The organism is Mesorhizobium sp. WSM3860, from assembly GCF_002294995.1.
Lineage (GTDB): Bacteria > Pseudomonadota > Alphaproteobacteria > Rhizobiales > Rhizobiaceae > Mesorhizobium.
On the sequence record NZ_NSGF01000001.1, the window covers coordinates 427,141 to 453,698 of the forward strand.

Sequence of the window (26,558 nt, forward strand, 5' to 3'; positions counted from 1 at the left end):
AGGCGCTAGCCCTCCATTTCCTCGCGCAGCATCTCCAGTTCCAGCCACTCTTCCTCGAGCGCGGCCAGCGTCGTGCGTTCCTTGTCCAACGCCGCAATGGTCTTCTGGAACGAGACCGGATCGCGCTCGTAGAAGGACGGATCCGCGATATTGTTCTCAAGCCTCTGGATCGACGCGGTCACCGCCTCGATCTTCTTGGGCAGGGATTCCAGCGCGAATTTCTGCTTGAACGAGAGTTTCTTCGCCGGGCCTTTGGCGACCGGCTGATCCCCTTTGGCTGTCGCCATCGCATCCGCAGCTTCCGCCTTCGGCCTTGCCTTGCGGTCCTCTAGCCTGGAGCCGCCGCGTTGCGCCAGCATGTCGGAATAGCCGCCGGCATATTCGATCCAGCGGCCGCCGCCGTCCGGCGCGATCACGCTGGTGACGGTGCGGTCGAGGAAATCGCGGTCGTGGCTGACCAGGATCACCGTTCCGGCAAAGCCGGCGACCAGTTCCTGCAGCAGCTCGAGCGTCTCCATGTCGAGGTCGTTGGTCGGCTCGTCGAGCACCAAAAGGTTCGCCGGCCGAGCCAGCACCCGGGCCAGCAGCAGTCGCGCCCGCTCGCCGCCCGAAAGCTCGCGCACCGGCGTGCGCGCCTGCACCGGCTTGAAAAGAAAATCCTTCATATAGGAGACGACGTGACGCTGCTCGCCATTGACCACAAGGTTCTCGCCGCGCCCGTCGGTCAGGTAATTCGCCAGCGTCTCCTGCGGGTCGACGGCCTCGCGCTTCTGGTCGAGCGTTGCGATTTCCAGATTGACGCCAAGCCGCGCTGTGCCCGCATCCGGCGCCAGCTCGCCGGTCAGCATCTTAAGAAGCGTCGTCTTGCCGGCGCCGTTCGGCCCGACAAGGCCGACACGGTCGCCGCGCTGGATACGGGTCGAAAAACCCTTCACCACGATGAGGTCGCCAAAACTCTTCTCGATGCCCTTGGCCTCGATCACCAGCTTGCCGGATTCGGCGGCGTCGCTTGCCACCATCGTCGCCGAGCCCTCGGCGCCGCGATGGCTGCGAAAACGCTGGCGCATGGCCTGCAACTCGCCGAGGCGGCGCATATTGCGCTTGCGCCTGGCGGTCACGCCATAGCGCAGCCAATGTTCCTCGCGCACGATCTGGCGGCCGAGCTTATGCTGTTCGCGCTCTTCCTCTTCAAGCACCTGGTCGCGCCATTCCTCGAAATGCGCGAACCCCTTCTCCAGCCGGCGAGTCTGGCCGCGATCGAGCCATACGGTGGCGCGCGAGACGCGCTCGAGAAAGCGGCGGTCGTGCGAGATCAGGATCACGGCCGAGGAGGTGCGGGCAAGCTCTTCTTCCAGCCATTCGATGACCGAGAGGTCGAGATGGTTGGTCGGCTCGTCGAGGAGCAGGATATCGGGCTCCGGCGCCATGACGCGGGCGAGTGCTGCGCGGCGCGCCTCGCCGCCGGAAAGGTCGTTCGGCCGTTCCTCGCCGGTCAGGCCGAGATGCTCCATCAGATAGGTGGCGCGATGCGGATCGTCGGCCGGCCCGAGGCCGGCCTCGACATAGGCGCGCACGCTGGCGAAGCCATCCATATCGGGCATTTGCGGCAGGTAGCGCACCGTTGCCGAGGGCTGGCGGAATACTTCGCCGTCCTGCGGTTCGATCAGCCCCGCGACGATCTTGAGCAGCGTCGACTTGCCTGAACCGTTGCGGCCGACAAGCGCGATCTTCTCGCTGGCGGAGGCGCTCAGTGCCGCGCCGTCGAGCAGCGGCGTGCCGCCAAAAGTCAGTTTTATGCCATCCAGATTGAGAAGAGGCGGGGCCATGTCAGCTTTCGGGAAGAGGATAAGGGTGGGCGAGCAGCAGCGCCCGGCCACGCTCGAGCGCGATCTCGAGCCGGCCCTTGACCTCATTTGATATAGTGAGCGAGGAGCCGAACGCCACCTCGACACTGACCAGCGGCCATTTGGCGCCTGAGACCGTCAGGCCGGCGAGGTCGGAGAAGCCGAGCACCGAGAACAGCATGCCGTCGGCGTAGTCGAAGCCGGCTTTGCCCGGCAGGATGGGCACGCCCTCCTGCGCGCCGCTGGTCAGCAGCACGGTCGTGCCTGCCTCGGCCAGCCGCACGCTTAGGGCCAAATGCAGAAAGGCATGATCGGCGCGCTTGCCGCCGAAGGCGCCGGCCAGCACCAGGCTGGTGGCGCCACGCGCCAGCGCCTCGGCAATGGCGAGCTCGCCGTCGGTCATGTCCTTCTCGGCAGGGAAAATCTTGCGCGGCACGGCGGCCAGATTCTCCGGCAGGTTCACCGGTACCGAGTCGAAATCTCCGACCCAGAGCTCCGGCAACAGGCCAAGCATATCGGCATGGCCGATACCGGCATCGGCGGCGATGATGCGGGAGCCTTCGATCTGGCGATCGAGGCGAGGCGTGCGGACGAGATCGCCGCCAAGCAGGATGGTGAATGTGCCCATGGCCGTCGCCCTTACCAGCCCGGCCCACGAAACGGAAGCGGGCGCGTCCAAACGGAATCGCGCTTCGTTACCGCGGTGAACCATGATGGAAGCCCGGCAAACTTCCGCTTGCGCGCCGCATCGGCCGGGCCTATGTCTCGGAACGCTCTAACGGGGTGCCGGACGCTGAATTTTTGCGAACCGGCTGAGAGGCAAAAGAAGGCCAACCCGCTGAACCTGATCCGGTTTGTACCGGCGGAGGGATTAGACGTTTCGGACCATCCGACGCCTCAATTCCTTAACGCGAACGAAGGAGGCGCCGATGCGCTCGCTATTGTCCAAGCTTGTTCTTGCAACCGGGCTTGTTTCGCTTTTGGCAGGCGGGCCTGCCGAGGCGAAAGACAAGCTTACCGTCTACACTTACGAAAGCTTCACCGCCGACTGGGGTCCCGGCCCCGCGGTGAAGAAGGAATTCGAGGCCGAATGCGGCTGCGATCTCGAATTCGTCTCGGTTGCCGACGGCGTGGCATTGCTCAACCGCGTCAAGCTGGAGGGCACCGGCACCAAGGCCGATATCGTGCTCGGTCTCGATACCAACCTGACCGCGGATGCCAAGGCGAGCGGCTTATTCGCGCCGCATGGCGCGGTGCCCGATTTGAATGTGCCCGGCGGCTGGAAAGACGACACCTTCGTGCCTTTCGACTACGGCTATTTCGCCGTCGTCTACGACACCGAAAAGCTGAAGACGCCGCCGAAGAGCTTGAAGGAACTGGTCGAGGGTGCCGGCCCCGACAAGATCGTCATCCAGGATCCGCGCACTTCGACGCCGGGCCTCGGGCTGCTGCTGTGGGTGAAGTCGGTCTATGGCGACAAGGCGCCGGAAGCCTGGGCCAAGCTGAAGCCGAAGGTGCTGACCGTGACGCCGGGCTGGAGCGAGGCCTATGGTCTGTTCACCAAGGGCGAGGCGCCGATGGTTCTCTCCTATACCACCTCGCCGGCCTACCACATGGTGGCCGAGAACACCGAGCGCTATCAGGCGGCGTCCTTCGAGGAGGGCGAATATCTGCAGATCGAGGTCGCCGGCATCACCAAAACCGGCGAGAAGAACCCGCTGGCAGAAAAATTCATAGCCTTCATGACCGGGCCCAAGTTCCAGGACGTCATCCCGGAGACCAACTGGATGTTCCCGGCCGGCAAGACCGACAAGCCGCTCAACCCGGCCTTCGACAAGCTGGTGAAGCCGACCAAAACCCTGCTGTTCAGCCCGGAAGAGGTGGCGGCCAACCGCAAGGCCTGGGTGGATGAGTGGCTGGCGGCGATGAGCAAGTAGGTTTGGCTATTCGTCGAAGATGATCGCTCTACGGCGCCCCCCTCTGTCCTGCCGGACATCTCCCCCTCTAGGGGGGAGATTGGCCGTCACGCCGGCTTTCGCCAATCGCCGACGTTGTAGGATCGAGCGGGGCGCCCGAGCCAATCTCCCCCCTTGTGGGGGAGATGTCCGGCAGGACAGAGGGGGGCGCGAAGGAACGCGGCATGCGTTAACTCGAACCTTGCATGTGCAGCGTGCACTCGGCGCGTGACTCCCGCATCACCGCTGGGGTCGTCGTCCTCGCCGCCATAACCCTGCTTATCGGCGGCGCCTTTGCCAGCCTTGCTCTGGAGGGCGCGCACGACCTTTCCGGTGTCGCCTCGGCGTTCGACAGCTATCTCTTCCGCGTTGCCCGCTTCACGCTGTGGCAGGCGGCTCTCTCGACGCTGCTGTCGGTCGTGCCGGCGCTCTTCGTGGCGCGGGCGCTGTCCCGGCATCCCGACTTTCCCGGCCGCCGTCTTATCCTGCAGCTCTTCACTGTGCCGCTGGCGCTGCCGGCGATCGTCGCCGCGCTCGGCATATTGGCGCTCTACGGCCGCGCCGGTTATCTTGCCAACATCCTCGGCAAGTTCGGCGGTGGGGAGTGGCCGGGCATTTACGGCCTCTCCGGCATACTGGTCGCGCATGTCTTCTTCAACCTGCCCTTGGCCACGCGCCTATTCCTCGAGGCGCTCGGCACCGTGCCGGTCGACCAGTGGCGGCTGGCGAGCCAGCTCGGCATGGACAGTCGGTCGGCTTTCCGGCTGATCGAATGGCCGGCGCTGCGCGCGGCGCTGCCGGGGGTCGCCGGGCTGGTCTTCATGCTCTGCATCACCTCCTTCACCATCGTACTGACGCTGGGCGGCGGGCCGGCGGCGACGACGCTGGAGGTTGCGATCTACCAGGCGCTGCGCTTCGATTTCGATCCAGCGCGGGCCGTAATACTAACGTTTCTGCAGATCGTGCTGACCTTCGTCGTGGTCGCCATGCTGACGCGGCTCGGCGCCAACACGGTTGGCGACGCCAATCTGCCCGTGCCGCCACGCCGCTATCTTGCGACCAGCACGACCGAGGCGGTGTTCAATGCCGGCCTGATCGTGCTTGCGCTGCTGTTCGTCGCCGGACCGATGGCGGCGACGGTGCTCGCCGGGCTGGAGGCGGATCTCGCTCGACTGGCCGGCGAGGGCGCCGTGCGCCGCGCGACGCTCACCAGCGCCGGGCTCTCCTTTCTCTCGGCGCTGCTTTGTGTGATGCTCTCGCTCTCGCTGATCGCCGCCCGACGGGCGCTGGCCTTGCATCGCCGCGCGGGCAGCGCCATGTCGCTGCTCGAACATGCCGCCGACACCGGCGCCGGTTTCGTCCTGGTCGTGCCGCCCATCGTTATCGGCGCCGGCTGGTTCCTGGTTCTTCGCAAGATCACCGATGTGTTCGCCATCGCACCCGTCATGGTCGTCGCCGTCAATGCGGTGATGGCGATGCCTTTCGCCATTCGCGCCGTTCGCCCTGCCTACGATGCGGCGAGCGAGCGCCATGAGCGGCTCTGCCGGGCGCTCGGCATTTCCGGTTGGAACCGGCTGCGGCTGGTCGACTGGCCGTCGCTCCGGCGGCCCTTGGCCACCGGCTTTGCGTTCGCCATGGCGCTGTCGCTCGGCGATCTCGGCGTGATCGCACTGTTCGGCAGCGATTCCGTCCAGACCTTGCCCTATCTTCTGCTCGCGCGCATGGGCAGCTATCGGACCGCCGACGCCGCGGGGCTGGCCTTGCTGCTCGGCCTCGTCTGCCTGATGCTGGTTATCGCCGCCGACTGGCTGGGGCGGGAGGTAAAGGCATGACGACGGCGAACAATGGCATCGCGGCCACGAAGGCCTTGGCCGTCACGTTGGACGGCGTATCGTTCAGCTATGGCGAGGCATCCTTCCGGTTCGATGTCGAATTCGCCGCCGGCAGGATCACCGCTATCATGGGGCCGAGCGGTTCAGGCAAGTCGACGCTGCTCAATCTGGTGGCCGGCTTCGAATCACCCGGCGCCGGCAAGGTGCTGATCGGCGGGATCGATGTCGGCAACGCGCCGCCTTCGGCGCGGCCGGTGTCGATGGTTTTCCAGGAAAACAACCTGTTCGCCCATCTTTCGGTCGAAGACAATGTCGGGCTTGGCCGCTCGCCATCGCTCAAGCTCACCGCCGACGACCAACACGCGGTTGCGAAAGCGCTGGGGCGTGTCGGTCTTGCCGGCAAGGAAAAGCGGCTGCCCCGCGAGCTTTCCGGCGGCGAGCGGCAGCGCGTCGCGCTGGCGCGGGTGCTCATACGTGACCGTCCTGTGCTTCTGCTCGACGAGCCTTTCGCCTCGCTCGGCCCGGCGCTGCGCGAAGACATGCTCGATCTCATGGCCGGCATCCACACCGAGCGACGGATGACCGTGCTTTTCGTCACGCACCAGCCGCAGGACGCGCGCCGCATCGGCCAGCAGATCGCGTTTGTGGACGAGGGTAGGGTCGCGGCAACAGGGTCGGCCGCCGATTTCTTCGACCGTGCTGGACCCGACGCCTTCCGGCGCTATATCGGCGATCGAGGCGGCAGCGTTGCCGGATGACAACACATTGCCCGGAAGCGGACATAATTTACGGCCAAACCGGCTGCGGGTGATCAGGCGTTTGCTTGCCTTGTCCGAGGGAGTGTGGCTAGGTCCGGCCATGCTGGTCCGGGTGGGCCGTGATTTGCCGAAAGATAACGAAAGGAAGCCGATCTGACGGCCGGCATCGAGAGAGTGTGGACTAAGCCGCTGGCGCGATTTTTCGCGATGGCCGGCTTTGCCGTGGCGCTGGCGAGCTGCCAGATGTTCACGCCGCCGGACGTGCAGGAGTCCGGCTTCCAACCCTCCGACAAGCCGATCACCGTCGACAATGTCGCCGCCAACGCCAAGCTGGCCGAAATGGCCAAAGCGCAGCATCCGCGGATTCTCGCCACCTATGGCGGCGAGTATTCCGATCCGAAGCTCGAGCGCATGGTGGCCAAGGTGGTGGGCAACCTGACGGTGGTCTCGGCCAATCCGAGCCAGACCTATCGCATCACCATTCTCAACTCGCCCAATGTCAACGCCTTCGCGCTCCCGGGCGGCTATCTCTATGTCACGCGCGGGCTTTTGGCCCTCGCCAACGATTCCTCCGAGCTCGCGGCCGTCATTGCGCATGAGATGGGTCACGTCACCGCCAATCACGGGCTGCAGCGGCAGCAGCTCGAGGCCGAAGAAGGTTTGGCGACCAAGGTCGTCTCCGACGTGCTCGGCGACAGCCCGACCGCCAAGGCCGCGCTCATCCGCGGCAAGCTGAGGCTTGCGCAGTTTTCGCGCAACCAGGAACTGCAGGCAGACGCGATCGGCATCAAGTCGATCGGCGAGGCGGGCTATGACCCCTACGCGGCCGGCCGCTTCCTGCAGTCTATGTCGGCCTATACCGATTTCCGGTCCGTCAGCGGCGCCACGGATGCCAGCCTCGATTTCCTGGCCACGCATCCCAACACGCCGCAGCGCATCGAGCTGGCGCAGCGGCTCGCCCGTAACTTCGGGCCGCCCGGCGTCGGCACGCGCGACCGCGATGCCTTCCTCGCCGGCATAGACGGCCTGCTTTACGGCGACACGCCGGAAGAGGGCTATGTGCGCGGCCAGACCTTCCTGCATCCCGGTCTCGGCGTGTCGTTCTCGGTGCCTGACGGCTTCGTCATCGACAATTCGGCCGCGGCGGTGACCGCGACCGGTCCGGGCGATATCGCCATCCGCTTCGATGGCGTGGCGATCGACAAGTCGGCGTCGCTCACAGACTACATCCGCAGCGGCTGGGTCGCCGGACTGGACGATGCCAGCGTGCGCCAGGAAACGGTCAACGGCAACGAGGCGGCGATGGCGCATGCCAGCGCGCAAGGGTGGCAGTTCGATATCGCGGTCATCCGGGCCGGCGGACAGGTCTACCGGCTTCTGACCGCAGCACCCTCGGCCAGCACCGCGCTGGAGCCGGTCGCGCGCTCCGTCAGCGGCTCATTCCGCACGTTGAGCGCGGCCGAGAAGGCGGCGCTGAAGCCGCTGCATATCCGGGTGGTCACTGTGCAGCCCGGCCAGAACATGGGCACGCTTGCCGCTCAGATGGTCGGCGTCGACCGCAAGCTCGACCTGTTCCGGGTGCTCAACGCAATGTCGCCGGGCGCGAGCGTGTCGGCCGGCGACAAGGTCAAGATCGTCACCGACAAGTAGTGTCGGCATCCGCGTTTAGTGCCTCGCCAGGAATCGGCCCCGCGCTTCTATTCGGTCAACCCGGGCGCCCGGCCCCTGCCGCTGCTATCAGAGCCCGTCACTGCTGCCGCCTTCAGGGCTGCTCTCGCCGCCGGTGCTGCCCCCGCTGCCCTCACCACTTTGGCCGCCGCCGCGGGGCCCGGAATGATCGCCGCTACTGCCGCGCCAGGGCGCCGGTCCGGTATCGGTCTGCAGTGGTCTGACCACTGTCGGGACTGTCACCGTTGGCGTCTTTGGCGCGGGTATGCGGACAACCTTTACCTTGGTGACTATTTTCGTCACGACCTTGGGCTTGCACACTGCGACCGTTAAGGCGCTGCGCGCAGGAAGGCCGAGAATGCTCATCGAATACGCCTCTTGCCGCTCGATGCCGGCTTTTAGAAAAGCCAAGGCGCGGGCCTCGTCGGCGGGCACGCCGTTGCGGCCATCCTTGAAGATCACGGCGAGATCGTTCATCGCGTTGACGTGCCCCATCGCCGCCGCCTTGAGCAGCAGGTCCAATCCCTTGCCGGTATTGCGCTCGACGTCGACACCATTGAACAGGGCTCGCCCCCAAGCGGCCATCGCATAGGGGTCTCCCTTGTCGGATGCTTCTGAATAGAAGCTGATCGCTTTCGCGGAGTCCGCGGCCGGTCCTATTCCGGACGAAGCGATATGGCCGAGCTCGAACATGGCCCGGACATGGCCCCTGTCGGCAGCTTCCTGGATAGCTTTCCTGGCCTCGTCGACCTTGCCGGATGCCAGGAGCGCCCGCCCAAGCTCGTAGCGAAACCGGGCGACATCGGGGTAGGCCCTCACCGCCGCCTCGCAGGCTTCGGCGGCCTCGCCGGCGATCTCGTTCTGCAAACGGCCGGGGGCGACGCCCTGCAGGTCGAGCGGCGCGCCCGCCGCCTGGTCGCAGGGGTCGACGCTTGGCGACAGCTTCATCGTCGCTGCCTTGGACGCGTTGCCGCCGCGGATTTGGAAGCCGATCTGGACCGGAGCTGCCGAGCCGATCTGCGGCTCGTAACGCAAATTGTCGACTTCACCGGCCGTCAGGCTGGAATCCGGAGACAAGGTCCTGTCCGGCAGCGACAGCGTTCCCGTTGCCGGATAGCTTGCAAGCTTCAGGCTCACCGCGGGGTCGTTGCTCGGGAAATCGAGCTTCAGCGGAACCGGGCCGACGCCAACCGGGATGCTGATATCGCGGTTTTCGATCGCCTCTGCGGCGCCGGTTACGTGGATGCCGCTCTCCGGATCCGGCTGCTTCTGATCGGCCATGGCCTGTTGACCCTCGGCTCCATCGTGGCGCAGCAGCACCACCTCGTCGACCAGCGAGGAGTTTTCCCACGGAACCTGCTTGCCGTTGGTGGCTTTGACTACGTCGCGGCGAACGGCCGCCATCACCGTGCGGATCTCCTGGTTGGGCGTCAACGCGTGGCGCGAAAAGGCGGATGAGAACGGGCTGAGGGCACCGCGCCCGTCATAAGCGACCGCGCCCGGCTCTGTGGCGAAGGCAATCAGCGTGTTCAGCGAGCTCTTCACCTGCGCAAGGCCGGCGTCGCCCGCGACGATCAGCTGGTCCCTCAGCCAGTAATCCTGGCGGGGGAAAGGATTGTTGCGGCAGGCGTCGAGGATGATGACCTGGATCTTCGCTTTCGAGCGCAATTGCTCCAGCACGTCGTCGAGCTTGATCGCCTGGACCTCGACGTCGGCGGCGTCCTTCAGCGAGGCATCGACGGGGATCAGGAAATTTTCGCCGCCGATCTGAAAGCCATGGCCGGAATAGTAGACGACGGCCAGATCCGCACCGTCCGCCGCGGCGAGATAGTTGCGGAACCGCTCCTCGAACTGAAGCTTGGTCAAGTCCTGGGCCACGAACACGTCGAAGCCGGCCAGCCGGAACGTGTTGGCGACGTCCTGAGCATCTCTGTCCGGGTTTTTGAGAGCCGGAATATTTCGGTATTCGGCATTGCCGATGACCAAGGCAACCCTTCGATCGGCGTGAGCCTCGAACGCGGTGAAGCACACGAGAACCAGGGCTGCAAGGAACGCGCAGCATCGCAGCATGGCAAACCCCCATCCGCTAAAGTTGGTGCGGTCAGGAAGACAGTTTACGCCGCGAGGGTCTGTTAAAGAATTCACAATCCATGGCTATGGATGCAGAAAAGCCGCCGGGATGGCTGGCTGATGGCCTCCTGACGACTTCAAGTCGCTGCCTCGGCTTTCAGGCGGCTTCCGCCAGGAATTCGGGGTTTTGCTTCACCAGCGCTGCCCGTAGCTTCTCCATGGCGCGGGCTTCGATCTGGCGGACGCGTTCCTTGGAGATGCCGAGCGCCTCGCCGAGCGATTCCAGGGTGGCGCCGTCGTCGCTCAGCCGGCGCTCCTCGATGATGCGCAGCTCGCGCGCATTGAGCGCGCCGAGCGCGCTCTTCAGCCAGACCGCGCGGCGCTCGACGTCGATCGTTTCGCCGACGACCTCGTCGGGGAGCGGATCCTCCGAGACCAGGAAATCCATCCGTTCGGCGGCGCCGTTCTCGTCGGCAAGCGGGGTGTTGAGGGAGCTGTCGGGGGCCGAAAGACGCGAATCCATCATCGCCACGTCGGCTTCCGGCACGCCGAGCGCGGCCGAAACCTCGCGGTAGAGCGAGGCATTGGAAAGCGGCTCGGCGCCGTTGGCAAGCCGTGCGCGCAGCCGCCTCAGATTGAAGAACAGCGCCTTCTGCGCGGAACTGGTGCCGCCGCGCACGATCGACCAGTTGCGCAGGATATAGTCCTGCATCGAGGCGCGGATCCACCAGGTGGCATAGGTCGAGAAACGCACTTCGCGGGCGGGCTCGAAGCGGGCAGCCGCCTCCAGCAGGCCGACATGGCCTTCCTGAATGAGGTCGCCGAGCGGCAAACCGTAGTGGCGGAATTTGGAAGCCATCGAAATCACCAGCCGCATATGGGCGACGGTGATCAGGTGCAGCGCATCCTGATCCTTTTTTTCCCTCCAGCGTATGGCCAGGAGATGCTCCTCGTCGCGCTCGAGATAGGGAGCCTTCATCGCCGCCCGGACCAGTGTCCGTCCTGCCACATCCTCGATCATGCCGGCTCCTTTTGGCGGTCGCTGCACTGATGACGGTTGAAATGACGCCGCAGCGCCCTACAACAGCCAGCAACGTGCCAGAAGCGCGAATGGTTCCGTAGTGCCGGCGGTGCATATGCCCTGCCGAAAACGTTTCTGTTATTGATCCGTGAGTCCTGGCTTCGCGGATTATTCGCCGGTTCTGAGAACTGGATTTCTAGAACGGTCGATTTTTGAAATCTGGTTCCTTATTTCTCAAGCTTCCATCTGCCAGTTTGCGGCTCTCACAATGCGCCGGGGCACCGGTCAAAACGGGATCACAGAAAAATGAAATGGCTCAAATCGCTTCTCGTCGCCGGAACGCTGCAGTTTCTGGCAGTCACAGCCGGTCATGCCGGCGCCAATCTCGACCAGATCAAGCAGGCAGGCGTGATCAAGGTCGGCACGGAGGGCACCTACGCGCCCTTCACCTATCATGACGAATCCGGCGCGCTGGTCGGCTTCGACGTGGAGATCGCCAAGGCGATCGCCGAGAAGCTCGGCGTCAAGGTGAAGTTTCTCGAGGGCAAGTGGGACGGCCTGATCGCCGGCCTCGACGCCAACCGCTACGACGCCGTCATCAACGAGGTCGGCATCACCGACGCGCGCAAGGCCAAGTATGATTTCTCCGATCCCTATATCGCCTCCAAGGCGGTGCTGATCGTGCGCGGCGACAACAGCGACATCAAGACATTCGCGGATCTCAAGGGCAAGAAGGCGGCGCAGTCGCTGACCTCGAATTTCGGCAAGCTCGCCGAGAACAATGGCGCCGAATTGGTCGGCACCGACGGCTTCGACCAGTCGATCCAGCTGCTGCTCACCGGCCGCGCCGACGCCACCATCAACGACAGCCTGTCCTTCCTCGATTTCAAGAAGCACAAGCCCGACGCCAATGTGAAGATCGCCGCGCAGGAAGAGAATGCCGATTATTCCGGCGTGATCGTGCGCAAAGGCGATCCGGAACTGGTCGCGGCGATCAACAAGGCGCTGGCCGACATCAAGGCCGACGGCACATACAAGAAGATTGCCGACAAATATTTCGGCCAGGACGTCTCGCAGTAAGCCCAATCATCCCGTTTGCTTGAGTTCCGGCGGGCCGTCTTTGACGGCCCGCCGATTTTTACCTGAAAGTCGTTCGGCAATGCGGCCAGAGGGTCGCAGCGTCCGGAAAGGAGAAGGGCTCCGTGCCGCACTGGTTGCAATTGATGCTGGAGTCGCTGCCGACGCTGCTATGGGCGGCACTGATCTTCACCGTGCCGTTGACGCTGCTGTCCTTCGCCTTGGGGCTTTGCGCCGGACTGGTCACGGCGCTGATCAGGCTGTTCGGCCCAAAGCCGCTGGTCGCGCTTGTCCGCTTCTATGTCTGGATCTTTCGCGGCACGCCGCTCCTGGTGCAGCTCTTCCTGATCTTCTACGGCCTGCCCTCGGTAGGCATCCTGCTCGACGCCTTTCCCGCCGCGCTGATCGGCTTCACGCTCAATATCGGCGCCTACACGTCGGAGATCATCCGCGCCGTCATCGGCTCGGTGCCGAAAGGGCAGTGGGAGGCCTCCTATTCGATCGGCATGACCTGGAGCCAGGCGATGCGGCGCACGATCCTTCCGCAAGCGGGCCGCGTCGCGGTGCCGCCGCTCTCCAACACCTTCATATCGCTGGTCAAGGACACCTCGCTCGCGGCGGCAATAACGGTGCCCGAAATGTTCCAGGCAGCGCAGCGCATCGTCGCCACCACCTACGAGCCGCTGATCCTCTATGTCGAGGCGGCGGCGCTCTATCTGGCGCTGAGCTCGGTGCTGTCGGCGCTGCAGGCGCGGCTGGAGGTGCGGCTCAACCGCTATGGCGGCTTCCTGGAGGCCAATGCATGATCGGCCTCACCAACATCGAGAAGCGGTTCGGCGAAAATCTTGTCCTGAAAGGTGTCACCGTCAGCATCGACGAAGCCAGCGTCACGGCGCTGGTCGGGCCTTCGGGCGGGGGAAAAAGCACGCTCTTGCGCTGCATCAACCTCTTGGAGATTCCGACCTCCGGCACTTTGCGCATCGGCGACGAGACGCTGGAATTCCGGCCGGGCGCCAAGGTGCCGGCAGCGGACATCCAGCGCGTGCGGCTGCAGACCGGCATGGTGTTCCAGAATTTTCAGCTCTTTCCGCATCGCACCGCGATCGAGAATGTCATGGAAGGGCTGGTGACGGTACTGAAATGGCCGCAGGCGCGGGCGCGCGAGCGGGCGATGGCGCTGCTCGAGAAGGTCGGCATGGCGCATAAGGCGGATGCCTGGCCGGCGACCCTGTCCGGCGGCCAGCAGCAGCGCGTTGCGATCGCCCGGGCGCTGGCGCCGTCGCCGCGCGTGCTGCTTTGCGACGAGCCGACCTCGGCGCTCGATCCGGAGCTGGCGCAGGAAGTGGTCGACGTGCTGGGTCAGCTGGCCCGGGAGGGCACGACCATGGTGATGGCCACGCATGATCTGAGACTCGCCTCCAAGATCGCGCAGGAGGTGGTGTTCCTCGACGCCGGCTCGATCGTCGAAAAGGGCCCGGCTTCGATCGTGTTCGACAATCCCGAGCGCGAGCGGACCAAGCGCTTCATCGCCTCGCTGCGGCAGGAGGAGGCGCGGAAGGAAGGCGGGGGCTGAGCCTTCTACCTCCCCCTTGGAGTTCGGATCGAAGAGTTCGGATCGAGGGTGCGGTGGGGTTGGCGCCGTACCTCCCCCCGCTGCTTCACCCCAACAACGGGAAAGTAAAGTCCCAAGAAACAAAGAACCCGGCGCAATGGCCGGGTTCTTCGTTATTCGGCTGGCGAAAGCTCAGGCAGCTTCTTCCTGCTCGGCTTCCTCGTTGTCGGCCTTGGCGCCGCGCTTCGGACCCTTGTTGAGGTTGACCTCGATGAGGCGCACCGCCTCGGTTTCCGACATGCGGTTTACGGCGGCAATCTCGCGAGCCATGCGGTCGAGCGCGGCTTCGTAGAGCTGACGCTCGGAATAGGACTGCTCCGGCTGGTTGTCGGCGCGATAGAGGTCGCGCACCACTTCCGAGATCGAGATCAGGTCGCCGGAATTGATCTTGGCATCGTATTCCTGCGCGCGGCGCGACCACATGGTGCGCTTGATCCGGGCGCGGCCCTGCACGACCTTCAGCGCCCGATCGACATAGTCCTCTTCCGACAGCTTGCGCATGCCGATAGAAGTCGCCTTGGCGACCGGCACCTTAAGCCGCATCTTGTCCTTCTGGAAATCGATGACAAACAGCTCCAGCTTGTGACCCGCGACTTCCTGCTCGTCGATGGCCACGATCTGGCCGACGCCATGCGCCGGATAAACGATAAACTCACCGGTCTTGAACCCGTGACGGGCCGCGGTGGACTTCTTCTGCGGGGTGATCGTTGCCATTACGCCCTGAACTCCTTAGTTGTAGCGCCGGCATGGCGGCGCCGGCTGAACTCAGACGATCGGCGGAGCCGACCTTTAGCCGCACACAAGCGAACTCACCGGAATAAGCCGGGACCGACAAACCGCACGAATGCGATCGCCTGCCCCAGATCGCTCTGGTCCGGATTTGAAAAGTTCACCTTTCAGTGATTTGGGGCGTTAGCGCCATAAATCGACGTTGTGTCACCGGCATGTTTCGCGGATATAACACAAAAAGTCGGAAGAATCAAGGTTTTGCTGCATTCGCTAACGCCATGCGCCATCGCTGCCTGTCAAGACAGCAATCGTATCGGCCCTGTTACGTCGCGTCATGCCGGCTTGCCCGGCCCAGCCGTCAGTCGCCTTCGCCGGGCTCCGGCGAGAAATATTTCTCGAACTTCCCGGTCTCACCGTCGAAGTTCTTAGCGTCGGCCGGCGGCTCTTTCTTGGCAGTGATGTTGGGCCATTTATCCGCGTATTCGGAATTGACCTGCAACCATTTGTCGAGACCGGACTCGGTGTCCGGCTTGATCGCGTCGGCCGGGCATTCAGGCTCGCAGACGCCGCAGTCGATGCACTCGTCAGGATGGATGACGAGCATGTTCTCGCCTTCGTAGAAACAGTCGACCGGACAGACCTCGATGCAGTCCATGTATTTGCATTTTATGCAATTGTCGGTCACGACATAGGTCATCGCAGGCTCCGGGACGTCCCGTATTTTGCTGGGCTTTTTTGGTGAGGTAACGCCTTTGCCCGCCGCTTGCAAGGGCAGGACTTGCCGCCTGAGCCGGCATCGCGGAATGGAATTATGCGCGCCTGCCGCGACGAGGTTCTGTCGTAGCTTCTAGTCCTCGCCGAGCAGCCGGTCGGTCTGCCGCCGCTGCCGCTTGGTCGGACGGCCGGTGCCGGCCTCGCGCAGCGCCGGAATGGCGTCGGGAACGGCTTCGCCCTTAGGCGTCGGCGGCGGAGACATGTCCTCGTAAAGCAAGCGCGCTTCCTCGGCCGGACCTCGCCGGGTTCCGGTGCTCAGCACTTTCCAGACCATGATACGGCGGTCGAGCGTGATGGTCAGAACATCGTCGGCCTTGACCAGATCGGAGGCCTGCGCTGCTTTGTCGCGATTGATGCGGACGCGGCCGGCAACGACGAGCTTCGCCGCCAACGACCGGGATTTCACCGCACGCGAGAAGAACAACCATTTGTCGATGCGCTGGCGGCCTTCTCCAACCATCGCGACCGGCCGATGCTATTTCTTCAGCTGGTCGCGCAAGGCGGCGAGCTTGGCAAAGGGCGAATCCGGATCGAAGCGCTGCGGACGCTCCTCGCGCGGCTTGCCCTGGAAGGCCGGCTTGTTGCCGCCCGCGGCATTGCCTTTGCCGTCCTGCCTGTTGCCTTTCCAGTCCGGCCGACCCTCGCGCCGGTCGGCACGCTCGCCCTGCGGCCTGCCTTCGCGCCGTTCGCCGCCTTCGCGTTCCGGTCTCGGCTTGAACTTCGAGCGGTCGAAGCGCGGCTTGCCGGCTCCGTCGCGCTGGTCGCGGCGGCCCTCTTGGGCTGGCCGATCGCCGACTTGGCCACCCGTGGCACCTGCCTGGCCATCGCGTGCCGCCTGGCCGTTGCGCGGACGATTGTCGCGGCGATTGTCATGGCGGTGGCGCGGGCGCTGGTGGTCGAAGCGCGCCTGCCGCCACAGCAGGATCGGCTTCGGCTCTTCCGGCTCGGCGGGGGGCTCCGCGCCTTCGCCGCTTTCGCCCTCGTGGGGAGCGCCGGCTTCGGCGGTGTTGGTGCCGTCGCCATCGTCGGCAGCGTCACCCCCACCCGCGTCGCTTCGCGCCGCGACCTCCCCCATCGGGCGGGAGGTGGAGGCGTCGGCGCTTTCAGCCGACTCAAGCACTGCTGCAGTGTCCCCTGCTGCGGCGGCCTCGACAGGCGGAGTCTCTTCCGCGCCCGCAGCCGAAGCTTCCGCCGGATCTTTCGCGTCAGGCTCCGTCGCGGCTTCCGCGACGGCCTCGGCAGGAACTACAGCGGCAGCCGGCTCGGATCCCTCGATCGTTGCCTCTGCAACCGTGTCTGTTGCCACAGCTTCCGCCTCTGCCGCCTGTGCAGCACGCGCGGCCTCTTCCGCCGCAAGCTTCGCAGCGGCGGCCTCGCGGGCGGCATTGTCCAGCGCGTCGAGCTTGGCCTTCACCTCCGCCGCCGGCTTCGGTTCGGCGCGATAGCCAAGGCCTTTGAGGATCTCTTCCATGTCGTCGGCGGTGGCGCCGAGGATCGACATCATCGGCGGCGTCACCATGAAGGCGTGGCCGTCATAGGCGCCGTCGGGTCGCTGGCCGAGGCCGGGCTTCCAGTTGGTCGCGGGGCGGATGAGATCGGCCAGCCGCTCGAGGATATCGACCCGAACGGCGCGGCGGCCGAGATTGCGATAGCCGGCGAGCTTGTAGAACGTCTTGTCGAAAGCCGGGTCGATGACCACCGAGGTGCGGCCCGATGCCAGCGCATGCACCACGTCGCCGAAGCCTGGCTTGTCCTTGCCGTCGCTCTGAAGCGCCCAGAGCAGCGTCACCAGCCCGGCCGGCGCCGGCTTGATCAGCGCCGGCACGAAGACGTGGTAGGCACCGAAGCGCACGCCCAGGCGCCGCAGGGCCGCCCGGCCTTCCTGGTCGAGCGACTTCATTTCCTCGGCGATGTCGCGGCGGTTCATGAGGCCGAAATGCTCGACGAGCTGGAAGGCGATGCCGCGCGCGATGCCGGCGAGCTGCTCGGCGTTCTTCAAATCGGCCAGCGGCTTCAAAAGCGACTCGATCTGGAAATTGACGAAACGCTCGGCGCGCGCCGCGACCTTGTCGCGGGCGGGGCCGGTGAGCTGCTCGTCGGCAAGCAGCACAAGGCGCGGCTTCAAGGCCTCGTCGCCGGCAACCAGCGTGCCGATCGGCACGCCGATCCAGCGCAGGACACCGTCCGAGCCCAATGCCAGATCGCCGTTCGCGCAGGCGGCGAAGCGCTCGGCGCGCGCTTCGAATTCGGCGGCGAGCGCCTTCTGGGCAGCGGTGCGCACCGCCTTGGCATCCTCGCCGCCGGCGCTCTGGTCGGCGGTGAAGCGGAATCCCTGCAGCTCGCCGACGTGGTGGCCTTCGACGAGCACGGTTCCGGTTGGGCTGATTTCAGCTTCAGGCATGGTATTTTCTCTAAGCCGCCGCATGAGGACGGAAGTCCTGCGGTCTACGAAGCGTTTCGTCAACCGCTCATGCAGCGCATCCGACAATCTGTCTTCGATTTCGCGCGTCTTTTCCTGCCAGTGTAGCTGATCGGCCAGCCAGCCCGGTCGGTTGGAGACGAAGGTCCAGGTGCGGATCTGGGCGATGCGGTGCGACAGCGTGTCGATATCACCATCCGTGGTGTCGGCCCGCCGCACCTGCTCGGCCATGTAATTCTCATCGACATGGCCATGGCGTGCAAGGTCCATGTAGATCGAGGCGATGAGGTCGGCATGCTGGGCGGGCGCGATCTTGCGGTAGTCCGGCAGCGCGCAAGCCTCCCACAGCAGCGCCACGCGCTCCCTGCCGGTGGCGAGCGTCCTGATGTCCGCGTCGCGCGACAAATGTTCCAACGCCTGGGCGTCGACCGCCGGCAATGCCCGGGTCAGCCCTTCGACCGGCGCGTTGGTCTCGATCGAGCGTTTCAGGGCATCGAGGCTGGCAAAATCGAAATCGGCGGTGCGCCACTGCAGCACCTTCACCGGGTCGAAATCGTGCCCCTCGATCTTCTTGACCAGATCCTCGTCGAACGGATCGACCTGGCCGGTGACGCCGAAGGTGCCGTCGCGCAGGTGTCGTCCGGCACGCCCCGCGATCTGACCGAGCTCGGCGGCGGTCAGGTTGCGGTATTGGTAGCCGTCGAACTTGCGGTTCTGGGCGAAGGCGACATGCTCGAGGTCGAGGTTCAAGCCCATGCCGATGGCGTCGGTGGCGACGAGATAGTCGACGTCACCAGACTGGAAGATCTCGACCTGGGCATTGCGGGTGCGGGGGCTAAGCGCGCCGAGGACGACGGCAGCACCCCCCTGCTGGCGGCGGATCAACTCGGCGATCGCATAAACCTCGTCGGCGGAGAAGGCGACGATCGCCGTGCGTCGCGGCAGGCGGGTGAGCTTCTTCGAGCCGGCATAGGCAAGATGCGACAGCCGCGGCCGCGTCACGACCGAGACGCCCTTCAGCAGGCGCTGCAGAATGCCGTGCATGGTGGCGGCGCCCAGCAGCAGCGTCTCCTGGCGGCCGCGCAGATGCAGGATGCGGTCGGTGAAGATGTGGCCGCGTTCGAGGTCGCCCGCGAGCTGCACCTCGTCGATGGCGACGAAGGCGGCATCGGTCTCTCGCGGCATCGCCTCCACGGTGCAGACGGAGTATCTCGCGCTCGCCGGCACGATCTTCTCTTCGCCGGTGACCAGCGCCACCTTGTTGGCGCCGACCTTCTCGCAGACGCGGGTATAGACCTCGCGCGCAAGGAGCCTCAGCGGCAGACCGATGATGCCGGTCTCGTGCGCCACCATGCGCTCGATGGCGAGATGGGTCTTGCCGGTGTTGGTGGGGCCGAGCACGGCCGTCACGTCGCGGCCGGAAAGGATTAGCGGCTGGGAGGGTTTCGGCTGGATATTCATCGGCTCGGAAATGAGGCTTTCTGCCGCTTGTTGTCGGGGACGCGGCGGTGCCGTCGCGTGTGACTAGCGACACATAGGGATTTCAGACGCGAAGCGAAAGCGGAATGTTCCCGTCAAGAGATGGCGCGACGGACAGGCAAGGTCAAAATCCGCTGTCGATTAACCGTTGGAACGAGTCTGGAACGAATCGGCGACGAATCACTGACTCGCTCTGATTCAGGTTTTGTTCACGGCTATATGTGGATTTTTTGACGATGAGTCTCACCACATGCTGAATCTGTGAACTGGCCCGTTTCGTGCTTGGCTCGCACTGGCTTTGGAGCGTCGTTAACCTTTGCGGGAGAGCGACCGCGACGGACTCGAGCGCGGCCGCCAACATTATGAAATGGTTGATCTTTCCTAATCGCCGTTAATCTTTTTGGCGCTATTTCCGGCTTGGCGCGTTAACTTTTCGGCCAAAGCCGGAACGAATCGGCGACGAATCAGCGATCTACAAAATTTCCTGTTTTGTTCACCCCTAGATATGGTGTGGTCCACAGCTTGTGCACCGAAAATTCACAGCTTGTGAACCGGGTTTCGCACAGCGCGCGGGGAGCCGTTAACTTTTGCGTGCCGAAATGAGGCATGCCTCACTCGGTGCCGTCGGGAGCGCAGACAAAAACAGGCGGCCCGTTTGGGCGGGCCGCCTGCCATCGGTGCCGTTCAGGCGAATAAGAGCTCAGGCGAAATACTGGCCGCCATTGGCGCTTATCGTCGAGCCGGTGATAAAGCCTGCCTCCTCCGAGGCGAGGAAGACGACGCAGCGCGCAATCTCCTCCGGCTCGCCGAGACGGCCGACCGGGATCTGAGCGATGATCGATTCCCGAACTTTTTCCGGCACGGCCATAACCATGTCGGTGGCGATGTAGCCGGGGCAGACAACGTTGACGGTGATGCCGGCGCGGGCGCCTTCCTGGGCAAGCGCCTTGGTGAAGCCGATGTCGCCGGCTTTCGATGCCGAATAGTTGACCTGCCCCATCTGGCCCTTCTGGCCGTTGATCGAGGAGATGGTGATGACGCGGCCGAACTTGCGGTCGCGCATGCCGTTCCACAGCGGATGCGTCATATTAAAGACACCGGAAAGATTGGTGTCGATGACCTCCTTCCACTGTTCGCGGGTCATCTTGTGAAACATGGTGTCGCGGGTGATGCCGGCATTGTTGACCAGCACCGAGACCGGGCCGAGATCGGCCTCGACTTGAGCGATGCCGGCGGCGCAAGCGTCATAATCGGCGACCGACCATTTGTAGACGGGGATGCCGGTCTCGGCCTTGAATTTCTGGGCCGCCTCGTCATTGCCAGCATAGTTCGCGGCGACCGAATAGCCGGCATTCTTCAGGGCCACCGATATTGCCGCACCGATGCCGCGCGATCCGCCCGTGACGATTGCTACCTTGCTCATGAAGTTCCTCCTCTGGTGAATGGTCGATGGTGAATTGTGAATGGTCAAAGACGAGAGAGGCTAGCTGCCATTCACCATTTGCCATTCACTGTTCACTTCTCAGAGCGCTTCCACACACATCGCAACGCCCATGCCGCCGCCGATGCAAAGCGTCGCGAGGCCCTTCTTTGCGCCGCGGCGGCGCATCTCGTAGACCAGCGTGTTGAACACGCGGGCGCCCGAAGCGCCGATCGGATGGCCGATGGCGATGGCGCCGCCATTGACGTTGACGATCGAGGGATCCCAGCCCATGCCCTTGTTGACGGCGCAGGCCTGCGCGGCGAAGGCCTCGTTGGCTTCGACGAGATCGAGGTCCTTGGCCGACCAGCCGGCCTTCTCCAGCGCCCGCTTCGAGGCCGGGATCGGGCCGGTGCCCATGATCGCCGGATCGACGCCGGCGGTCGCCCAGGAGGCGATGCGGACCAGTGGGGTGATGCCGCGCCTGGCAGCCTCGGCCTCGGTCATCAGCAGCGCGCCGGCGGCGCCGTCATTGATGCCAGAAGCATTGGCGGCGGTGACGGTGCCGTCCTTGTCGAAGGCCGGCTTGAGCTTGGTCATGGCATCCAGCGTAGCGCCGTGGCGAATGTATTCGTCCTGGTCGACGATGGTGTCGCCCTTCTTGCCCTTGATAGTGACGGCGACGATCTCGTCCTTGAACTTGCCGGCCTTCTGCGCTGCCTCGGCCTTGTTTTGCGAGGCCAGCGCGAACTCGTCCTGGACGTCGCGGGTGATCTGGAACTGACGAGCGACGTTCTCGGCGGTGTTGCCCATATGGTAGCCGTTGAAGGCGTCCCATAGGCCGTCCTTGATCATGGTATCGATCATCTTGTAGTCGCCCATCTTGACGCCGGCGCGCAGGTGCTGGGCGTGCGGCGACAGTGACATCGATTCCTGGCCGCCGGCGACGATCACCTTGGCGTCGCCGGTGGCGATCTGCTGCATGCCGAGCGCAATGGCCCTCAAGCCCGAGCCGCAAACCTGGTTGAGGCCCCAGGCAGTCGTCTCCTTGGGCAGACCGGCATTGATGGAAGCCTGGCGGGCCGGGTTCTGGCCCTGAGCGGCGGTCAGCACCTGACCGAGAATGACTTCGTCCACCTCCACCGGGTCGACCTTGGCCCGCGCGAGCAATTCCTTGATGACGACCGCGCCGAGCTCGTGCGCGGGCGTGGCGGCGAAACTGCCGTTGAAGGAGCCGACTGCTGTGCGGGCTGCGCTGGCGACGACGATTGAATTGGAAGCGGACATTTTCTTCTCCAGGCTTCGAGGTGTCGTGAGGCTATCCTTGGAGACTTTCTTGCCCGTTCAAGCACCTGAGTCAAACCGGAAATCGGCATGGCCGCCATGCGCGGCAAGCAAGTCGAGCGCTTATCGTGACGGCGCGGCCATCGCGCTGCAGCACAATTTGCTCCGGCCATTCGGCATTAAATGATGCCGCACTGCACAAACCGCTTGGAATTGTGACGCTTTTGCGCATATCCTCGACAAAATGGCGCAATCGTTACCGGCCGCTTACTGTGAACGCGCCGGTATCCTGGGGAGGATACGGATGGCCGCAAAAAACGACCCGATCGTCATCAAGAAATATGCCAACCGCCGGCTCTATAACACCGGTACCAGCACCTATGTGACGCTCGAGGATCTGGCCGAGATGGTCAAGAAGGGCGAGGAGTTCACGGTGCAGGACGCCAAGACCGGGGACGACATAACGCATCCGGTGCTGACCCAGATCATCTTCGAGCTGGAGAACAAGGACGGGCAGAACATGCTGCCGATCCCGTTCCTACGCCAACTGATCTCCTTCTATGGCGACCAGATGCAGATGATCGTGCCGAGCTTCCTCGAACAGTCGATGATCGCCTTTTCCAAGGAGCAGGAGCGTTTCCGCGAGCAGCTGAAGGGCGCCTTCGGCAAGACGCCGATCGACATGATGAAGACGCCGATGAAGGCGCTGGAGGAACAGACGCGGCGCAACGTCGAGATGTTCCAGAATGCCATGCGCATGTTCACGCCGTTCCCGTCAGGCGGCCCTAATTCCGCGGCGCCGGCCGAGCCGCCGAAGAAGGACGAGAAATCCGACGACCTGCAGGAATTGAAGGCGCAGATCGCCGCCATGCAGCGCAAGCTCGACACCATGTCGTGACGGCTGGCCGTCAGGTGTTTCCTGCGGGCCCGTCATAGCGGGCTCGCGGCCTGATCGGCCTGTTGCTCCTCACCTGCTCGATGGCATGCGCCGTCCAGCCGACGCTGCGGCCGAGCGCGAACAGGCGGAACGGCGCATCGGCGGGAAGATTGAGGCTGCGCGTCAGCGCGGCCAGCGCGAAGTCGATATTCGGATGCATACCGGTCGCGGCAAGGACGGCGTCGCGCAGATGCAGCAGACCGTCATCGATATCGAGGTCGGGCAGCAGAGCCTCCGCGCGCGGATCGCCTTCAGGGTATAGCTGGTGGCCGAAGCCGGGCAGCGGCCGGTCGTGCGCGAGCCAGCGCGCGATCGTCTCGTCCGGCCCGAGCCGCTCGGCATCCTCGACCAGTGCGATGGCCGCGGCGCCGGCGCCGCCATGACGCGGGCCGGTAAGGGTAGCAAGCCCGGCAAGCAGGCAGGCCGCGATTGGCGCGCCGGTCGAAGCCGCGACCCGCGCGGCGAAGGTCGAGGCGTTGAGCTCGTGATCGGCAAGCAGCACCAGCGCCCTGCGGACGAGGTCGGCGCCGGCGATGTCGACCGACCAGCCGCGCGCCAGCCTTTCATGCACCGGCTCCGCCCCTGGGCTTGCACCGAGTGATGTCGCGAGCACGCTGGTGGCGCTGGCGCCGTCCTGCTCCAGCATGGCAGGCCTGCGGCCGAGCGAAGGCCGGCCTGCCGCGGCAAGCGCCGACAATCTTGCAAAGGCCGTCGGGGTACCGCTCTCGCGAACGATCGAAGGCGTCAGCGACGCGAAGGATATCGGGGTGCCGGATGCCCAAAGCAGGCTTGCTGCCTCCTCCAGCGTCGCTATCGCGGCAAGCGCAACGGCATCCTTGCCGCGATAGACGAGGCGGCCATGCAGCACGGTCGAGATGGCGGTGGTGATCGCCGGCTCGCCCCAGGCGATGGCGCTTTCGGCGATTGCCTGGGGGCTGCGTCCGCGCGCCCGGCGGGTGGCGAGCGCGGCTATGTCGTCGGCGCGATACTGGCTGCGGCGCGGATCGGCGCCGTCGGGACGCATGCCGATGCGGCCGCGGCTGACATAGGCGTAAAGCGTCTGCGGCCGGACCTTCAGCCGCGCCAGCGCTTCCTCCCGCGTCAGCCATTCGGACATGTCCGTACGCCTCATATTGATTCAGTTGATCAAGATTGATGCATTGAATGTAGAGCATTAATTGCAGTGCACAAAGGGTCAAGGAGACGGTCATGGCAAACGGGCTCGATGATGTTGTGGCGGCGGAGACGGTGCTTTCCGATGTCGACGGCGCGGGCGGCCATCTCACCATCCGAGGCCATTCGTTGACGGAACTCGCCGGGCACTGGCGCTACGGCCAGGTGGTCCGCCTCTTGTTCGACGGGTTCTTCGATGAGCTTCCCGGCGACGGCGAATTGGAGAAGGCGATCGGCAGCGCGCGTGTCGAGGTTTTCGAACGGCTGCAGCCGATGCTCGCTGAACTTCCAGCGCTCGAAATCTACAGCGGTATGCGCGCCGGCATCGCCCTTCTGCCCGACGGCGACTCACTTGCCGACTCGCTCCGGCTGATCGTGGCGCCGGCGGTGCTAACGCCAGCCCTGCTGCGGCTCGGACGCGGCGAGAAGCCTGTTCCTCCGGACGCACGCGCCGATCATGCGAACGACATGCTGCGAATGCTCTCCGGCACGGCGTCGCCGGCGCTTGCCAAGGCGCTCGATACGTATCTGGTGACGGTTTGCGACCATGGGCTCAATGCCTCGACCTTCGCAACGCGGGTGGTGGCCTCGACGCAGGCGGGCTTGACCTCGGCGATCCTGGCCGGGCTCGGCGCGCTCAAAGGCCCGCTGCATGGCGGCGCGCCGGGACCGGTGATCGAGATGCTCGACGCGATCGAGGCGAGCGGCGACGCCGCCGCCTGGCTGCGAAACGAGATCGCGCGCGGCGAGCGCATCATGGGCTTCGGCCATCGCATCTACCGTGTGCGCGACCCGCGCGCCGACGTGCTGAAAGCCGTCGTGCGGCGGCTGGGCACACGTTATAAGACCGGCAGCCGGCTGGCCTACGCCGAGACGGTGGAACAGGCGGCACTCGAGGTGCTCAAGGTCGCCAAGCCGCAACGCTCGATCGAGACCAATGTCGAATTCTATACCGCGCTCCTGCTCGAAGCTGCGGGCTTCCCGAAGGAAGCGTTCTCCAACGTCTTTGCTGCCGGTCGCGTCGCCGGCTGGATTGCGCATGCGCGCGAGCAGCAGGCGACCGGACGCCTGATCCGGCCGCAGTCGCGCTATGTCGGGCCGGTGCCCGATCTCGTCGCCTGACGCCGCGAGCAGGCCTAGATGCGATTCTCCGCTCCCGGCGAGCGGGAAGTTTTCTCATGAAAATTTTAACCGATCACGCTTGTATGCTCGTGTTCTTGCCTTGGTCCGTCCTTATATGCTGCACCGCAACATAGGCTGACGGCAGCGGTCCCGCTCCAATGACAGAGGGGCAGGCCGGCACATCGAGACAAGGAACGCCATGGCGAAGAACGGCAAGGCGGAGAACAAGAAGATCAACATCGCGCTCCAGGGCGGCGGTTCGCACGGCGCCTTCTCCTGGGGGGTGCTCGATCGCCTGCTCGAAGACGGGCGGCTCGAGATCGCTGCCGTGTCCGGCACCAGCGCCGGCGCGATGAACGCGGTAGCGCTGGCCGACGGCTTCGTGCGCGGCGGCGTCGAGGGCGCGCGCAAGAAGCTCGACGATTTCTGGCGTGCCGTCGCCTCGAAGGGCCGCTTCAGCCCGGTTCAACGCATGCCGTGGGACGTCGTCTGGGGGAACTGGTCGATCGAGAACACCCCCGGCTATTTCTTCTTCGACACCATGTCGCGGGTATTCTCGCCTTACGTCGCCAATCCGCTCGGCCTCAACCCGCTGCGCGACGTGGTCGAGAAGGAGATCGACTTCGGCAACGTGCACGCCTGCAAGTCGATGGAGCTTTTCATCTCGGCGACCAATGTCGAGACCGGGCAGCTGCGCGTCTTCTCGGATGGCGAGATCGACCTCGATACGGTGATGGCGTCGGCCTGCCTGCCGCAATTGTTCCGCGCCGTCGAGATCAAGGGCGTGCCCTATTGGGATGGCGGCTATGGCGGCAACCCGGCGCTCTATCCCTTCTTCAAGACTGCGGCGACCGAGGATGTGCTGCTCGTGCAGATCAACCCGGTGGTGCGCGAAGGCACGCCAAAGAGCGCCAACGAGATCCAGAACCGCATCGACGAGATCACCTTCAATGCCGGGCTGCTGCGCGAATTCCGCTCGATCGCCTTCGTCAAGGAACTGATCGCGGCGGGACGCCTGCCGCATGGCGAATACCGCGACATCCGGATGCATAGGATCGATGCCGACGAGGCCTTCAAGGATCTGTCGGCCTCGTCCAAGGTCAACGCCGAATGGGCCTTCCTCGCCTATCTGCGGGACCTTGGCCGCAGTGCGGCCAGCGACTGGCTGGAGGAGAACTACGACGCGGTCGGCAGCCGAGCGACGCTCGACCTGTCGGGCGAGCTCGACGACGGCTTCAAGCCGATGCGCGGTCCGGCGCCGGGCCGGCGGGTGAAGGAATTCCTCGCCGCGCGCATCAAGCCAGAGTCAGCACGCCGGCGAGCGTAGATGCCCAACCCTCCGCACGTTTCAGCAAGCGCTGAAGTTTCCCTTGCGGAAGCGGCG

At 64.7% G+C, this 26,558-nt stretch carries 21 protein-coding genes and 1 riboswitch; of the genes, 10 read left to right on the forward strand and 11 right to left on the reverse strand.

Annotated features, from left to right (window positions below; translation table 11 throughout):
* Positions 1 to 5: 5 nt before the first annotated feature.
* Both CK220_RS02255 and CK220_RS02260 read right to left on the reverse strand, forming a co-directional pair.
* Complete coding sequence (locus CK220_RS02255) at positions 6 to 1,826, reverse strand: ABC-F family ATP-binding cassette domain-containing protein (protein WP_095809973.1); 1,821 nt, start codon at positions 1,824 to 1,826, stop codon at positions 6 to 8.
* Between the two features lies 1 nt (position 1,827).
* Complete coding sequence (locus tag CK220_RS02260; protein ID WP_095809974.1) at positions 1,828 to 2,472, reverse strand: thiamine diphosphokinase; 645 nt, start codon at positions 2,470 to 2,472, stop codon at positions 1,828 to 1,830.
* 141 nt (positions 2,473 to 2,613) lie between these two features.
* Positions 2,614 to 2,732: riboswitch (TPP riboswitch) on the forward strand.
* Between the two features lie 41 nt (positions 2,733 to 2,773).
* Here CK220_RS02260 and thiB point away from each other — a divergent pair.
* The 4 genes from thiB to CK220_RS02280 all read left to right on the forward strand — a co-directional run bounded on the left by thiB (position 2,774) and on the right by CK220_RS02280 (position 8,039).
* The gene (gene thiB / locus CK220_RS02265) at positions 2,774 to 3,781 is read left to right on the forward strand and encodes a thiamine ABC transporter substrate binding subunit (protein WP_095809975.1); all 1,008 of its coding nucleotides are present in this window, start codon (positions 2,774 to 2,776) and stop codon (positions 3,779 to 3,781) included.
* A 224-nt stretch (positions 3,782 to 4,005) separates the two neighbouring features.
* Positions 4,006 to 5,631 (forward strand): thiamine/thiamine pyrophosphate ABC transporter permease, encoded by a 1,626-nt coding sequence (gene thiP, locus CK220_RS02270; protein ID WP_095809976.1) that lies wholly within the window; start codon positions 4,006 to 4,008, stop codon positions 5,629 to 5,631.
* Complete coding sequence (gene thiQ / locus CK220_RS02275) at positions 5,628 to 6,389, forward strand: thiamine ABC transporter ATP-binding protein (RefSeq protein WP_095809977.1); 762 nt, start codon at positions 5,628 to 5,630, stop codon at positions 6,387 to 6,389. Before thiP ends, thiQ begins: the two co-directional genes overlap by 4 nt.
* Positions 6,390 to 6,596: 207 nt before the next feature.
* Positions 6,597 to 8,039 (forward strand): M48 family metalloprotease, encoded by a 1,443-nt coding sequence (locus CK220_RS02280; RefSeq protein ID WP_095809978.1) that lies wholly within the window; start codon positions 6,597 to 6,599, stop codon positions 8,037 to 8,039.
* 87 nt (positions 8,040 to 8,126) lie between these two features.
* Here CK220_RS02280 and CK220_RS02285 read toward each other — a convergent pair whose 3' ends face one another.
* Both CK220_RS02285 and CK220_RS02290 read right to left on the reverse strand, forming a co-directional pair.
* A complete protein-coding gene (locus tag CK220_RS02285) occupies positions 8,127 to 10,043 on the reverse strand; it encodes a caspase family protein (protein ID WP_245428924.1) in 1,917 nt (638 codons plus the stop codon).
* Positions 10,044 to 10,284: 241 nt separating this feature from the next.
* Positions 10,285 to 11,148, reverse strand: a complete 864-nt coding sequence (locus tag CK220_RS02290) for an RNA polymerase factor sigma-32 (protein ID WP_067001865.1) — start codon at positions 11,146 to 11,148, stop codon at positions 10,285 to 10,287.
* A 306-nt stretch (positions 11,149 to 11,454) separates the two neighbouring features.
* On the opposite strand from CK220_RS02290, the gene CK220_RS02295 reads away from it, so the two are divergent.
* From CK220_RS02295 to CK220_RS02305, 3 genes are all read left to right on the forward strand, one after another.
* Positions 11,455 to 12,228 (forward strand): amino acid ABC transporter substrate-binding protein, encoded by a 774-nt coding sequence (locus tag CK220_RS02295; protein WP_095809980.1) that lies wholly within the window; start codon positions 11,455 to 11,457, stop codon positions 12,226 to 12,228.
* Positions 12,229 to 12,350: 122 nt separating this feature from the next.
* Positions 12,351 to 13,031 carry an ABC transporter permease subunit gene (locus CK220_RS02300; RefSeq protein ID WP_095809981.1) on the forward strand — a complete coding sequence of 227 codons (681 nt, stop codon included), beginning with the start codon at positions 12,351 to 12,353 and terminating at the stop codon, positions 13,029 to 13,031.
* Positions 13,028 to 13,798, forward strand: a complete 771-nt coding sequence (locus tag CK220_RS02305) for an amino acid ABC transporter ATP-binding protein (RefSeq protein ID WP_095809982.1) — start codon at positions 13,028 to 13,030, stop codon at positions 13,796 to 13,798. Before CK220_RS02300 ends, CK220_RS02305 begins: the two co-directional genes overlap by 4 nt.
* 171 nt (positions 13,799 to 13,969) lie before the next feature.
* Here the strand turns inward: CK220_RS02305 and CK220_RS02310 are convergent, their stop codons facing one another.
* From CK220_RS02310 to CK220_RS02340, 6 genes are all read right to left on the reverse strand, one after another.
* Positions 13,970 to 14,551, reverse strand: a complete 582-nt coding sequence (locus CK220_RS02310) for a CarD family transcriptional regulator (RefSeq protein WP_040974338.1) — start codon at positions 14,549 to 14,551, stop codon at positions 13,970 to 13,972.
* A gap of 373 nt (positions 14,552 to 14,924) precedes the next feature.
* The gene (fdxA, locus tag CK220_RS02315) at positions 14,925 to 15,263 is read right to left on the reverse strand and encodes a ferredoxin FdxA (RefSeq protein WP_095809983.1); all 339 of its coding nucleotides are present in this window, start codon (positions 15,261 to 15,263) and stop codon (positions 14,925 to 14,927) included.
* Positions 15,264 to 15,413: 150 nt separating this feature from the next.
* A complete protein-coding gene (locus CK220_RS02320) occupies positions 15,414 to 15,800 on the reverse strand; it encodes an RNA-binding S4 domain-containing protein (protein ID WP_095809984.1) in 387 nt (128 codons plus the stop codon).
* Between the two features lie 15 nt (positions 15,801 to 15,815).
* Positions 15,816 to 19,220, reverse strand: a complete 3,405-nt coding sequence (locus CK220_RS02325; RefSeq protein ID WP_095809985.1) for a helicase-related protein — start codon at positions 19,218 to 19,220, stop codon at positions 15,816 to 15,818.
* A 718-nt stretch (positions 19,221 to 19,938) separates the two neighbouring features.
* A complete protein-coding gene (locus CK220_RS02335; protein WP_095809987.1) occupies positions 19,939 to 20,661 on the reverse strand; it encodes a beta-ketoacyl-ACP reductase in 723 nt (240 codons plus the stop codon).
* Positions 20,662 to 20,760: 99 nt separating this feature from the next.
* Complete coding sequence (locus tag CK220_RS02340; protein WP_095809988.1) at positions 20,761 to 21,945, reverse strand: acetyl-CoA C-acetyltransferase; 1,185 nt, start codon at positions 21,943 to 21,945, stop codon at positions 20,761 to 20,763.
* A 301-nt stretch (positions 21,946 to 22,246) separates the two neighbouring features.
* On the opposite strand from CK220_RS02340, the gene phaR reads away from it, so the two are divergent.
* Positions 22,247 to 22,840 (forward strand): polyhydroxyalkanoate synthesis repressor PhaR, encoded by a 594-nt coding sequence (phaR, locus tag CK220_RS02345; RefSeq protein ID WP_095809989.1) that lies wholly within the window; start codon positions 22,247 to 22,249, stop codon positions 22,838 to 22,840.
* A gap of 10 nt (positions 22,841 to 22,850) precedes the next feature.
* Here the strand turns inward: phaR and CK220_RS02350 are convergent, their stop codons facing one another.
* A complete protein-coding gene (locus tag CK220_RS02350; RefSeq protein ID WP_095809990.1) occupies positions 22,851 to 23,996 on the reverse strand; it encodes a citrate/2-methylcitrate synthase in 1,146 nt (381 codons plus the stop codon).
* A gap of 92 nt (positions 23,997 to 24,088) precedes the next feature.
* On the opposite strand from CK220_RS02350, the gene CK220_RS02355 reads away from it, so the two are divergent.
* Entirely contained in the window at positions 24,089 to 25,174 is a 1,086-nt protein-coding gene (locus CK220_RS02355; protein ID WP_095809991.1) for a citrate synthase/methylcitrate synthase, read from the forward strand.
* A gap of 199 nt (positions 25,175 to 25,373) precedes the next feature.
* A complete protein-coding gene (locus CK220_RS02360; protein ID WP_095809992.1) occupies positions 25,374 to 26,501 on the forward strand; it encodes a patatin-like phospholipase family protein in 1,128 nt (375 codons plus the stop codon).
* Positions 26,502 to 26,558 lie beyond the last annotated feature (57 nt).

Coding starts and splice junctions, on each gene's coding strand:
- CK220_RS02335 (WP_095809987.1), bottom strand. CDS start 20,661: ATGAGCAAGGTAGCAATCGTCACGGGCGGATCGCGCGGCATCGGTGCG.
- CK220_RS02320 (WP_095809984.1), bottom strand. CDS start 15,800: ATGGTTGGAGAAGGCCGCCAGCGCATCGACAAATGGTTGTTCTTCTCG.
- thiQ (WP_095809977.1), top strand. CDS start 5,628: ATGACGACGGCGAACAATGGCATCGCGGCCACGAAGGCCTTGGCCGTC.
- thiP (WP_095809976.1), top strand. CDS start 4,006: ATGTGCAGCGTGCACTCGGCGCGTGACTCCCGCATCACCGCTGGGGTC.
- CK220_RS02360 (WP_095809992.1), top strand. CDS start 25,374: ATGGCGAAGAACGGCAAGGCGGAGAACAAGAAGATCAACATCGCGCTC.
- thiB (WP_095809975.1), top strand. CDS start 2,774: ATGCGCTCGCTATTGTCCAAGCTTGTTCTTGCAACCGGGCTTGTTTCG.
- CK220_RS02280 (WP_095809978.1), top strand. CDS start 6,597: ATGGCCGGCTTTGCCGTGGCGCTGGCGAGCTGCCAGATGTTCACGCCG.
- CK220_RS02295 (WP_095809980.1), top strand. CDS start 11,455: ATGAAATGGCTCAAATCGCTTCTCGTCGCCGGAACGCTGCAGTTTCTG.
- CK220_RS02350 (WP_095809990.1), bottom strand. CDS start 23,996: ATGTCCGAATGGCTGACGCGGGAGGAAGCGCTGGCGCGGCTGAAGGTC.
- CK220_RS02355 (WP_095809991.1), top strand. CDS start 24,089: ATGGCAAACGGGCTCGATGATGTTGTGGCGGCGGAGACGGTGCTTTCC.
- fdxA (WP_095809983.1), bottom strand. CDS start 15,263: ATGACCTATGTCGTGACCGACAATTGCATAAAATGCAAATACATGGAC.
- CK220_RS02305 (WP_095809982.1), top strand. CDS start 13,028: ATGATCGGCCTCACCAACATCGAGAAGCGGTTCGGCGAAAATCTTGTC.
- CK220_RS02290 (WP_067001865.1), bottom strand. CDS start 11,148: ATGATCGAGGATGTGGCAGGACGGACACTGGTCCGGGCGGCGATGAAG.
- CK220_RS02255 (WP_095809973.1), bottom strand. CDS start 1,826: ATGGCCCCGCCTCTTCTCAATCTGGATGGCATAAAACTGACTTTTGGC.
- CK220_RS02340 (WP_095809988.1), bottom strand. CDS start 21,945: ATGTCCGCTTCCAATTCAATCGTCGTCGCCAGCGCAGCCCGCACAGCA.
- phaR (WP_095809989.1), top strand. CDS start 22,247: ATGGCCGCAAAAAACGACCCGATCGTCATCAAGAAATATGCCAACCGC.
- CK220_RS02325 (WP_095809985.1), bottom strand. CDS start 19,220: ATGAATATCCAGCCGAAACCCTCCCAGCCGCTAATCCTTTCCGGCCGC.
- CK220_RS02260 (WP_095809974.1), bottom strand. CDS start 2,472: ATGGGCACATTCACCATCCTGCTTGGCGGCGATCTCGTCCGCACGCCT.
- CK220_RS02310 (WP_040974338.1), bottom strand. CDS start 14,551: ATGGCAACGATCACCCCGCAGAAGAAGTCCACCGCGGCCCGTCACGGG.